At 54.3% G+C, this 13,118-nt stretch carries 4 protein-coding genes; all 4 read right to left on the reverse strand.

Features of this window, described 5'->3' with window-relative positions:
* Positions 1-34 precede the first annotated feature (34 nt).
* From BXY39_RS12530 to BXY39_RS12550, 4 genes are read right to left on the reverse strand one after another with little or no spacing between them, the layout of a single operon-like run.
* Positions 35-2,947, reverse strand: coding sequence for a hypothetical protein (locus BXY39_RS12530; RefSeq protein WP_147453567.1), 2,913 nt, complete (start codon positions 2,945-2,947; stop codon positions 35-37).
* 39 nt (positions 2,948-2,986) lie between these two features.
* The gene (locus BXY39_RS12535; protein WP_147453568.1) at positions 2,987-6,775 is read right to left on the reverse strand and encodes a hypothetical protein; all 3,789 of its coding nucleotides are present in this window, start codon (positions 6,773-6,775) and stop codon (positions 2,987-2,989) included.
* Positions 6,772-8,823 carry a hypothetical protein gene (locus BXY39_RS12540; protein WP_147453569.1) on the reverse strand — a complete coding sequence of 684 codons (2,052 nt, stop codon included), beginning with the start codon at positions 8,821-8,823 and terminating at the stop codon, positions 6,772-6,774. The genes BXY39_RS12535 and BXY39_RS12540 overlap by 4 nt, the downstream gene beginning before the upstream one ends.
* Positions 8,820-12,665 carry a DUF6603 domain-containing protein gene (locus tag BXY39_RS12550; RefSeq protein WP_121939225.1) on the reverse strand — a complete coding sequence of 1,282 codons (3,846 nt, stop codon included), beginning with the start codon at positions 12,663-12,665 and terminating at the stop codon, positions 8,820-8,822. The genes BXY39_RS12540 and BXY39_RS12550 overlap by 4 nt, the downstream gene beginning before the upstream one ends.
* Between the last annotated feature and the right edge of the window lie 453 nt (positions 12,666-13,118).

A 13,118-nucleotide genomic window follows, 5' to 3' on the forward strand; every position in this document is an offset into this window, starting at 1 on the left:
AAAGCACTCAGAAACATGCAAAGATTGAAAAAGATCATCGCACGATGGAAATCACATCCTGCCCCTCGGTCACGCGTACCTCGCCACCGATAATGTCAATTTGCGCGATTTTCGTCTGAGCCGTCCTCCTTTTCTCCCACAGGATGACAACGGAATTGGCATTTGGAATGTACTCCATCGTTATTTCGCGATCTTCTGATCCTTTCTGACCGTTAATTGAAACGATCATGGGAGTCGTGGCAAACCACCCGAGTTGAGCAGATGACTTCACACGGAATGTCCTGATTTCACTAAGGCTCCCCAAAACAGAGGCGGAGTCAGATGGATAGTACGAGGGAGCGAACAGCCTTGGGCCATTGACGCTCAAGGTGTATCCGGTTTTCTCATCTACATCTATTGCCCAAAGACGCGGCGAGGCACCCGACCGGTAAACGATTACGTCATCGGCACCGAGGGAAAGGTCATGCCCACTCTGGACCCAGAAATTTCTCTTGCTGGTATATACCGAATCTCCCCGACAAAGCATCTCCTCGGTGTCCGGTTCTTGAGATTCGGTACAACCACCACTACCAATAAGGGCAATGACACCGTCAATACTCACCATGGCTCCTGAGCCGGCCAATTCTGCCTGCAGCGTACGCGCCACCTTCGGAAACGCGATATGGCCAAGGTCATCCGGCTTTTCCCGTAGAGAAAAACGGTATAATTGACCGGCGGTACCAAGCGCGACCAACTCATCCGTCTGCTCAAAAACAGGGGCAGACGGTTGGCCAAGAGCGTCCAACGGCTTGGCTGCCGGTACCTTGGCATTAGCCCAGGAAGCACCATCCTGATCTACCGATTGTTCTGGGCGCGGGTCTCTGGTGCGTATCAAAGTGTATATTGAATGCGACAGTAATCTCCAGTCATTGGTCCCTAGAATGGGGCCGACAATGCGCTCAGGCACCCAGGTTGCTTCACCGGTCACGGAGAGCTTTGGATCGATCGAAAACACATGCGTTTCAATGGGAGCCGATGACCGTCCGTCTCGCCGATAGTCGGAAACACGCAATACAAGCCGGTTGCCAACGCCATTCAACTGATAAGATGATATCACACCTGCCCGGCCAGTTTGCTCCAGCGCCAACGGCATCGAGAGTGGGATGCTCGGGATTACGCCATCTTTTTCAATGTGCAGGATCACTATCTGATGCCGCTGACGCTCTGAGAGCGCCGGCCCGTCCGGCAAATCAACGACTGCTGCGATCCCATTGTCGCCCGAGGCAGTGATTGCGTGGCACGGTGTCTCTACCAGGCGCTGCAACCGTTTTTCAGCGCGTTCTCTTACCGCGTCGGCACCAGAATCAGAACCAGCGGCATTGGCCCGAGACCTTACAGCAGCCTTCCAGTTCCTATTGAATGGCGGGAAATGGGGATTAACTGCAACGGCTGCTGCAGCCGCCTCATCATTAGCCCCGACAGTTGACTGCCACAAACCGGTTTGTGTGCACGCAATCAACTTACCGGCGGCATAGGATAAGCCCCGAACGTCACCGACATGCGGCCTCGGCCAGTCTTTGCGCTTGGCCCACCGGGCAATATCATAGGTTCGACGGATACGGTCTTGTCCCTCAAATCGGCCAACCGCGAGTTCGCTATCTGATGAATGGACTCTTTCGAGATCAACATGGCCCACCAAATCAGCATTCCTGCTCTGCCCAAGCCCATCAAGAGCAGGCCTCGTAGGCACTCTAATTTCCATCGGGTTTTTAGAACCATCATGCAGGTTCAATCTCATTACATCGCCGGCTCCGGGATGGTTCAAGACCAGCCGCAAGCTTTTTGTGGAAATACCTCTCTGTCTCCACCAGTAAGCGTGAATACGGCTCCCTGGAAGCACCCATGACCGCCCCAGAGACAACCCTAAATCATTCTCTGGCCTCTCAACATCGATTGCAATGATCCTTATGATGTTCTGATTGCGTTCTCCTGTCCCTCTTACTTCAACGTTCAGCACATAGACAGCACTGGCTAAGGCTCTGACCGTTAAACGCCCCTCACTGATTCCCAAACGATAGTCACGATCCACTCGCGTATCCGAATTGTCACCGCTTTCGCATTCCGGCCCGGTTCCAGAAGGAAAGTCACCGTCCACTCGCGTATCTGAATTGTCACTGCTTTCGCATTTCGACCCGGTCTGTGTATTTACGTCCGACAATGTTACCATGGTCTGACCGTCACCAATCGGTCCCGATAGGGTCCCCGAAATCCCCCCGGTCACGTTCCATTCCAGTGTTACCGGTGTTCCCAACGGAAGTGCGGTCGGATTTTCCGATACCACACGGAAACTGACCAAGACCGGATTCGGGTCATCATTCGCACTTTTGACGGTCACCTTTCCCGGATGCTTCTGATCTTGGAATCCCATCTCGTTCTCAGCGACGTCGTACAACACGTTAAAATCATTCTTCACCACGCCCGAAAGAGGAATGTGGATCACCAAGTCCTGTTCCGGTGATAGCGCGCTGAATGGAGGAAGCGGCTTCCTCAAATTGTCACCCGAAAAGTTAACCAGGAATAACTCTGTTAAACCCGTTTCAGTGGTTTGACCTCTGCGCACTCTCCAGAGATCATTGCCGGTGTCGACAACGATACCAAATCGGTCCGTCACATCCGGGTGTTGCCCAAAATCTGGTTTACGGTCTCGGAGTTTATCTTCGAGCAGGCCATTGGGAACCCGAAGTCGGACCAATAGTGAGCCATCCATCTCAAGGGTTGCTGACCGCTCAACAGATCCCTGCTTCATGGACCTGACTGAGATTTGTAAACTATCTTTCTTTTCGCTGCTGACAATCTTTGCCTGCACATCAATCAGTGATGTTGCAGAGGCCGATAAACGGGCGGGCCCCATAATGAACAAAGTAAGGATGATGTACAGCAGCGTTCTGTAGCAAACTGCGGTGCGCATTAGCTCAACCTCCACTTCTAGGGTGACTCGCCCGCCTATTTACCGCCCGTTTCCATGCTTCAGGATAAGGCGCCCCTCCGTGGCCAAGGGCAGGGCCCCTGTAAACTTAGGCGAAGGTGAGAACGCCGCCACGGGCAAAGGCGGATGACCTTCACGTTCAAACACCCACTCACCCCGCTCTCCGGTCGCAACAGGGACCGGCCAGTAGTCCGGCTGCCCTAAGATTGGCCCAATGGTGATAGACTGATCCAACCGGGAAGCCTGGCGCTGAACCTCGTCGGGCGGCAGCCGCTCGGACTGGGCGGGGAGAATGCCTGTTGTCAGGCGCACTGATGCGAACGGATCCATCAACACAACCAGTGGGGTTTGCTCCATGAATCCGATCTTAGTGGAATGCCCACCGGCGCCGCCCTGGACGAAGTAGTCACTTGGATATTGGCTAGGTTCTGACTTTTCGCGTTCAATAGGCACCAATCGATCCAGGCGCTGCGTCTCATAGAACCCGACCACACCGTCACTTCGGTTTCCAGGATCGCCAAGCCACAATCTGAAGACTTGTTGATCGACGATTGTGCTTCCGCTACCGGATGGCGGAACGGAATTTGGATCCACACCACTCCATGCCCGACCAAACAGTTCCAGCTTGGCCGCCAAGCAAACAAGTGCGAGCGGTCTTCCCGTGAATACGGAGAAACCGGTTTGGTCCGCTACGTCTATGTTCCTCAAGGACCGCTGTATCAGGGTCATCAAATCCCTCAACCGCGGTCGGCTCACGCCGGTCTCCAGCAAGGGGGTGAGAATGGCTGCCAAAACAGGGTCGTCAAATGGAGAACGAACAACGTCATCGTCCTCACCACCGATGGGAAGCCATAGGGCGTTCGAACGGTCATTGTTCTCCCGATCCAGCCTCAGTGCACCCATCAGCCGCCCACCCGGCTCACAAAGTCCAAGCGTGGAGTCCATTTGGTTGTACTGTAGCCAACAGAGAACAGGATCTTGAGCACGCCCATCGGTTGACGCGAACTCAGCCCTCAAACGTGCTGGCTGTAAAACTCTGGGCGGCATCGATATCGCCGGCTGCTGGCTGTTGATCCCGCGCCCTGGAATAGGATGCCGACATCGCGGATGGACCCAAATTCCGGATGACAGATCATTCAGGACGTCAACCCACTGTCCGAAATCATCGATCACCCACAGATGATCGACACTGAACCAACCGGACCGCCGGGGCTCAGCGTGACGCCGTTCCGCCGTGTGATCCGTGTCGGGAGGTGCCAGATCTGGCACTGCCATGTGGTCGGCCACCCCAATGGCCTTGCAGGCAGTCTGAGCCAACGTTTCCGCAGTCTCCAAAGCCGTTGCAATCAGCCGTTCCACATCCGCATCATCCGTCCAAGGGGCGGACGGCCGCGGCAGAATGCGTGGCGCCAGAGTGTTCCGGCCTGCCAGTCTTTGGTTGAAACCCGTGAGAGCTTGGCCCACCAACCCCTGGCCCAGCAAATCAGACACACGTTCTGCTTGGCTCACATCCTTCTCTCTCAGTTCCTCCAGGGCCGCCTTTATGGAACCGCCAGCCATTGAAACCAAGAGGCTACGTCCCCGCAGTGAAACCGGGTGGTCTTGGGGCACGGTTTGATGAGGCTTGGGGCGGTAGTCGAAACCCCAACGGCCATTCGGACCGGGACTGAGCTGCCAGGCTTGTTCCAGGTCTCCATCCGACAAGTCATCTGGGCACCAACTAACTTGCCAATCCAGGTGTCGTGGAGACCAGGGTTGCTCTCCCCAGAGCGAGGCCAATTGGTTCGGCTTGATAGTGTGCAACTGGCCGGTTTTGAGTTCAAGCCTCCGCTGCGTTGGTGGATTGGGTGAAAAGATCTCGGCGAGATTATTCTTCCATCGGTCCCACCGATCGCGCCAAGCATTGCCATCACGGCTTCTTTGCGGCCTGTCACGGACCACCAAGGCCGCCACAGCCTGTTCAACCAGAGCGCCTTCACGGATCAATGCGTTTAGGACACCTGCGTGCGGAAACAATCCGTCAACAAGCCGCATCACATCCTCGGCGGCATCATCTGCCAGTCTGACCTGATTTCCGTCAACTTCTGCCTGCTTGACAATCTGATCTTCAAACCGGCAGTAAAGCGGGTCAGGGAAGCTGTGATTGTGCGAAGGTCCCATGTTTTGGATCATGACAACGGGATCAGATGCTCCCCAAAACGGAGGCGACGCCTCGGCTTCCAGCCTCCAATCAGACCCCAACGCTTCAGCCAAATCTAAGCGGCGCTTGCGAATTCGGTCGACTAAGGCAGTGACCTCGGCTTCTCGACGTTTGACGTCTTTGGCCAGCACGATGCAGCGCGCCTTGAATGTCTCAGCGATGCCAAACCGAAGAGAATTCCAGAGATAAAACCACCACTGATCATACAAAAGCTGATGAAGCGAACAAACTTCCCGCAGATTATGATCAAGGTCATTTTGAGCTTGATTCAGTTCTTCAAGTTTTGACCGTTGTTCTGGCGTGGGCAATCCGTCATGCTCGCTCTGGCCATCATTGTGGTCCGGCTCATTTTTGCGGACCACTGTCCATTTTGCCCCCGCCCCGGACGCGATAAACCCCAAGCCGTGAGCAGTTGAACCAAGCACTGCGGCATCAGCAGCATGGCCGGCCGGAGTTTGTGCCGGGCGCAGCAAGTGATCCTCAAATTTCTCCCATAGAGTTGACGGGGTACCCGTCTGGTGATGGTCCACGCCATCTTCACCCGCAAGGAGTGCTGTCAGCGCCTCTTCAGGCGTTGGGCCAATGCCGACACTCAACGGGGGGCGTCCTTGACTGGTTCCGGCATGCACAAACGAAGCACCCGGATACCCCAGCATGGTTCCGCCAAAGACCTCAAAATTCCAATAATTCACATGAGCCACCAGCCCATGGAAAATACATGACTGCTCTTGGTTCACAGCGGCGGATTGTGCATCCGACCGCTCCATCGACCAGGACAGCCGTTGCAAAAATGCGTCCAATGTCCAAGGCTGTCCTGCGCAAAAGTGATGAAGCGGATCGTTGTGACGATCTCGATACCACCCCACCACCAGATAACTTAACGTCAAGTTACTGGGAATCCGTCCATTTTGCCTGAAGCCGTCCAGCGGGTCGTGCCAAGACAGGATATTGCGGTTCTCGGCAAGCGAGGCCGCAAACGTGGCCGACCCCGTTGTCTCATTCCCCAAGGCATTGATGACCGTACGGTCGGCACCAGCGAACCCATCGGGCGAATGGTCGGCAAGGGGGACCACTTTACCAACCCGCCTTGATCGCCATGCACCCTCATGGCTATCCGACAAAAGCAAACTTGCCGAGTTGGGGTCATCGCCAACAACGCCCCCGTCTAGAAACCACGATGATGCAGCTGTTGCACCGGTATCGGATGTCCGTGCAAAACGAACCAGAAGCCACTGATCAGGAAGTGGTGGGAAATCAAGCGTGTTGGGGCGTTCTGCCTGCCGGAGACCGGAAGGAACGGTCCACCGGACGAAGACACCCCGGTCCGTGCCGACAGGCCGATTGGATACAGCCGGCCACAAAAACGTGCTGGCCTGTCGCGATGTCAGCGACTGATGCGGATCATCCCCCAAAAAGATGGGAGGTCCTGCCGAAGACAATCTGCCGGTTACATTGCTATAATCGCTTCTCAGAGGCGACCATTTCAGGTTGCCGCCCCTCTCATCCGATGGGTTTGCCTGATCAAGAATGCCTCGCGGCCCCGGTACGCCATCAATAACAAGGGCTTCCACATGGATTGGAACCAATATATACCTATGCACGGCGATCACAGTCCGTCATCCCGTGTCCAGCGAATTGTCTGGCTAGCGCCGCTTGCCATCATCTTTGACGCAAGGCTTGAAGAATCAAACCGTCCCTGGTCGCCGTGCTGTCCGGCATAAGCTTCAATATCCAAAACGCCATGACGCACTTGGTCAGTGCGATATTTCATTTGTTCAGGTGCCCACTGCACAATACCTTCTGGGGGTTGAAGTAAAGACACAGACTGTATGTCACCAAGAACAATACAAAATAGAACCCCCTCGCCAATTCTCTCAATTTTCAGCGGCTTTTTAACTTTATTGTCTGTCGTTGTTATCTCAATCTCCAGGCCGGGCCACCCTGAAACCAATGCCGAGCGAAGAACAAAGCCTGTCTTGATTTCTTCAAGAAAAGTTGATTTTGGGATGCTTGTTGACGTCCTGGCATCCCGCCAATCCAAGTATCGCTCGACCACTCTCGACAGATTTGTCTGTAGAGAATCGGCTGATGGATCCGCGCCGGCGCCGCTTAATGATAAGGCTCCGGAACCCAGAGCAACCAACCAGTTGTTGTCTATTTCAAAAAACCGGATGGATTCTTTTGGAAGTAGGTTTTCAATAATCACGAGATAATGAAAGGGCACGCGATCCAAAAGCAGGAGTTCTGCCAGCCACCGCGTTATTCCAATCACAGCGTCGATACGCCAGAACCCAGAGCCATCCTCAATCTTTGCAAGCAACAAAGGATCATAGGCCGCCTTCTGTTCAGGCTGTTCGCCCGCCGCCCGAAGCGCATCGCGATATGTTTGCCAAAACCGTTCCAGGCGTTGAGCCGTGGCAGCCGGATCCACCCCATCAGCCCGACCAGCCCCTTCTTGAATGAAGCGGCGAACGGCATCCACATAAGATGGCGCGGACAAAGCCAACAGCCGACCCATCTCCCAAGCCGCAGCATAAGACAGGATCGCCATCCCTGTTTCAGATTCAATCATGAGCGCGGCATCGGATGAGTTGAAACAATCATGAGGCAACACAGATGTCCCGCCTGGCGTCAATGGCCCGCGATACCATGCGACGGTGGGGGAACTGTCCTGCCGGGCATAGTCCATCGGGACAAACCCCGCACGGATCATCGCCTTACTCCATTCGTCCAACGGCGGTCCCGTCTCACCGCCCTCTGTCGGCGTCTCGGTACCCGGCATTCCAGCTCCGAACGTGCCAACATTCAGATCAGCAGCCAACCTGCTGAAACTGAAGTCCCTGCGCCGATCATTCTCGAAGTGCCAAAGGTGGAGAACAACAATTTGAATGCGGCCAACCTCTATGGTGCGCTTACGCTGTAAAAGGGATTCCCATCCTTCCAATGATACCAAAAGCCCGATATTTGATCCGGGGGATGGCGTTCTGTTGGATGTTATGATGGAAAACGCCCCTTCGGCATGCATGCCCAGATCTGCTTTGCGGTCATGGCCGACCATGCGGACATGGGCCAGCAAAGGTATCTCCGTCGGCCGCGGCGCCACCGCCATAAACATGTCGGCAGGCATCTCAAACACTCGAATAAGAGCGTCATCGTCCGCGTTCTCATCCGACGTGATGGCTAGTTCCGGTGATGCAGCATGAGCCCCATTTTGATCAGCCTGGATAAGTTCTTGCAGTTTTATCTCTGACAGAGATTGATCGCCACCGGCTTCTTCATACTCCTGGCGAGACAGAATGAGCAAAGCCAACCAAGGACAGGGTCGCGGCACATTTTCAAACCAGATAGAGCGGTCCCACGGTAAAGACCGTTTACGAAAAACAACGTACGGCAGAATGGACTCAAATTCACCAACCGCTCCGTTCGGTGGAAAACTGGCGTGTACGTCCTCCTCTGCAAGGAAAAAGCGTGGTCCCTGCACAATAAAAGGCTGATCATGATAATAATGATATGCCTCTGGCGACCCTTTATGAATGAACTGAACGGATTGCTGCAGGGCAAGGCGATAATGACCTCCGGCCAGCGCCGGCTCATAGGCCTTATGCAAGGTTACCGCCTCGGCTGCTTTGGATAGTGTGTTGTCAGCATCACTGGTCATGCGGCAATTCGCGTATCAGCTTCAACCATCAAAGGCGGCTCCCGGAAAGGACGGGTCGCCTCGGGCCCAGTATCGGCCGTAACGGTCACCGCGTAACCCAGGCTGGCCAAGCCATCGATTATTGATCGCCGCCGCTGTTGATCGGCGTCCACTTTTGCGCCGGTCTCACGCGCTGCGGCAAAGGTCAACGGGTCCTTAAGTCTCTGACGTTCTCCGCATTTCACCCGTGAAGCTCTCAGTGACGGAACGACAAAGACCGGATCACCATGCAGGTGCCCATCACACGGAGCCAAACGCGCCAAACCGCCTATGAATGGCCCAACCATCTTGGCGGCAGGGGTGTTGGACGGCCTGTCTCTGTCCCACAAGGCGCCGGGCACGCGAACAATATCGGGATCGACTTCCCATGACGACAGATCGACGCCTATCTTATTCGCGCGTCCTGCCGGATCATATCGCACGATCATGACGAAAAGGCGGGAGGTCACGCTTGATACACCAAGGGGCGCTATACCGAGTGTGGTATCAGTCCGTTGAAGCGGTGTTTGGTCCTTCGGTGAAAGCGGGGTGTGTATCGTCAGGTGACGGCCGTGCCGTTCCTCTGGGTTGAACCGGACTGCTGCGAAGGTTGCGTCTGCGATATAGAGTTCTGTTGCCGGGATGACGCTGCCGACGGTGAAGACGGCCTCATCTCCGCGAACCATCCATGGAGCGTTTTCATCACGTTCCTTGGCGCGCGGATACACGAGCAGACCACGCGCGAGCGTTGTGCGCAACAGGGTTGGTCCGTCAACGGCTTGATCTGGATTTGGGCGTGTTGTCCATTGATCCGAGGATTTGTCTAAAAACAGCTTTCCAAATTGACTCCACCCTTCAATTCTCTCCAAGCGCTGCTGATTGCCGAATTCAATCTCAAAAGTAATTACTGAGATCTGTATTGCAGCTTTTCCCGAGAAGGGCGGACCGCGCAGTGTTAATGCCACTGCAACGGAAACGTCCAAGGTAATGAGCAGCTTTGCTCTAACGCGTATGGAAATGCCGACGCTCAGCTCATACTGAAGCGGAGCCCACTGCATCAGGAAATCGACATGGGCCACGAATGTCGCGGTGATCTGCCCACTCCTAAACACAGCCTCCAACCGCCCACCGGCCATCAGATGCGATGGTGTCAACGCGAAATAGAGCTCACCCCTTATAAAGAGCTCGTCACTTACAACCCAACTGATGCCGACCCTTGGCACCACGGGATAATGCGCCGGTGGATTGAGCTTTGGATGGAAGCCCCCAAGAGATAGGATAAAATCGCCCTGGTTAGGGCCACCAAACCAGACACAAAGCGCAAATCCTCCGGTTAAGCGGCAGCGCTCATCCAAAACCCAGGACCTCGGCGTCAGCTGAGCCTGCATCATGAACACGCCGTCGTCCGGTTTGACTGCGAGCTTTAACGCCAACTCGATGCGGCAGAACCCAGTCGTGCCGACAGACCTTTCAAAGCGGGCCAATCCAACAACAGAGAGTTCGAAAGATTTACCGAATTGAACTACGGCGAGAGCAAAGCAGTCAATCGTTTCGGCTATGGTAAAACGCAATCCAAGGCAAGCGAACACCTGCTTGGACGCATGAGGCATGATCCGGCTTAGTTCCGTTATTATTGCGTTCGGCGTGGAGTCGGTTTCGCCGCGACGGTTTTGCCCGCCGTCGCCCATCACGGAACGAACCAATGGAAACAAGGCAATGCCACCGATATCGGGAACGTCAACTCGCCGGTTTAGCCCAAAACCCAAGGCCAGTCCGGTGATGGTGATTGCGCCCAGCTTAAGACCGGCGCCACCCCCCAGCGACAAACTCCCATAGATGACCAGAGAGGTCTCCGGCCCGCCCTCACTGGTCTCGAACTGGCCGTAGATACCAAGCACACTGATGGTACAGCCCGGTAGCTCCACCCTTAATTCTCCGACGTACTCGGACTCCGAGACGCGGAGAAAACCGCCCTTTACCGAAATCTCGCCTTGTTCGAAGGAAAGATGCATCCCTTTGAGCGCCGGCACCATTTCCGATGGACGTTTCAGTGGCAAACGCAACGATGCGTCCAGGAGTTCGAGAGTGAGAGAGCCAACTGAAAAACGGCCGGACAGTAGGATCGCCAACTCCCACGACCGTTTCTCCTGCTTGAGTCCAACCCCGAGCTTCTCAATCGTGAGTGGCCCTAAATCTTTCTGAAGAGGCAGCCAGATCACATCTGTTGGCCTGCCATATTCATCAAACAATGTTATATCAAAAATAGATCTGTTCTTTTGGTTTTTTTGAGAATGGGCGCTTCTGCTCCAGAAGTATATTACTTCAATGGAGAACTCCGCTCGGTTGTCCTCAATCGGCCCGGATGAAGCGTCAGCAGCTTTTCGAGTATTGGAGAGGATCTCCGCAGCGGGGCCTTCCCCCGTAGTGCTGCGGCCACCTAAGGGAATGGCAATTCGCCTCAGTTGCGTGCCGACGCCAAACGCCCCTGTCAAGGAGTCCCAGTAGAAACGTCCGCGAACACCGTCCAAGGAAAAAACACTTCCACTGATCAGCGGATTTTTCTTGCCTCCCTCGACATCAAACCCTATGGCTGACAGACGGACCGACGGCGTGTCACTCAATCGCAGGCCATCCCGCTCGGAATACTGAAGAAGAACCATCTCCAAGCCAGGTTCTACGTTTGCCCGCCCCTCCCAAGCATTCTTATCCTTACCGCTTGGCAACCAGTCTCCCAACTGGGCCGATACGTTGATTGCTGTGTCTTCATCACCTAATGATACGCCGAACGATGGGATGGTGGCACGCACCCCAAAACCGTTGGGCCGCTTGGTCAAAAACGGGACGGACCCCGCCTCGATTATTGATGTGATCCACGAAGCAATTGTTGGCGGCTCTTGGTTTTCTTCGCCGCCCGCCATGGATTCCACCAAAGATCGGCCGAACGCCGTCAAGGTATACTGTTGAATGGACCCGTCCGTGCCGTCGGTCTGCGCCTCCTGTTTCGTGAAGATATTGGCTGTCTCAAAAAGCGAGCCGAACGTGAACGACAAACCGGAGATGGGTGGACTGGTGAAAAACTGCGTTGCAATTCGAACGATATCATTAATGGCGTCAACAAACTCGTCTGGCTGTAGTTCGCGTTCTTCGAACGCGTTACCGTCCGGCTTCTCCAACAGGCGCCCAACGTACCGTATCCGCGTGTTCTTAAACTGCAGTCCGTTGAGCGCCAAAGTCCCATTAAGCGAGATCAGATTAGGTGTCTGATGGAGAAGTTGTTTGAGTGGATACAGATCAAAGCACCAATCAATACCGAGACCATCACCCTCTGCATCAAGAAGCAACTCCGGCATCTGCTTTTCACGGAGCTCCAGCAGAGGAAGAGAAAATCTGAAAGACCCAACGATCTGATCGCCGGAAAACACCTCCATCAAGCCGATCGAAATCGTCGTGGCCATCTGGTCTTCCGCTGGCCTTGAAGTCACGACACACAAACCGCTTTCAATCCCCTCTTCCAGACTGATGGCATAGCACCGCTGTTGATCGTTGGATTTGGAAAGACGCCATTTCGGCACGACGAATCCAGCGCCGCGGGCTGGCTTCATCAAGATGTCCAAGACCGAGACTACATTGGCGGCACGAGTGGGAAGCTGACGGATCCGGCTGAACGGTTCCTTGAACCAGTCCATATCGATCAAAACGTCGGTGTCACCACCCGTGGAACGATCTGATTTTGTCAATAGACCGATCAGGACACCAAGAAGGACACCCACTTTCGGAATCTCAGCCGTGTCAATCCGAATGTGTGTTTCCTGCCCCTGGTCCATAGTCGGTAACCGTCCTTGGAGACGCTAGCCAGCACACAGCACAAGCATGCCTGACAGTGCCTTCGGCTATAGCGTCAAACCAATCCTGTGAAGGTTCCACCATATAGGCAGCAGAATACACTAATAAATTAAAAATACAACTTTTGATCTTAATTAAAAAAACCGTGCCAAGAAACATGTTTCATGTGGCTGTCGGCGACAATAGTTACATTCAGACTGATCGCCCCAGATTGATCGTTCACACAATCTATTGATTTTACTAAGAAGTGATCTTTTCGTCTGACTGAAATGCTGACTGCGCAGAACCGTCTTCGGCAATTTTCATCTCAAAGTGCATCGTGTGGTATCGGTTAGCGAACAGGTAAGACAGTGCAATGCATCCGATGTTCTGACAACTGTAGGACCAGAAAAATATACCCCCTATACGATTATTATTGCAGGCTGTTTGCAATT

The sequence above is a fragment of the Eilatimonas milleporae genome (assembly GCF_003688555.1).
GTDB lineage: Bacteria > Pseudomonadota > Alphaproteobacteria > Sphingomonadales > Kordiimonadaceae > Eilatimonas > Eilatimonas milleporae.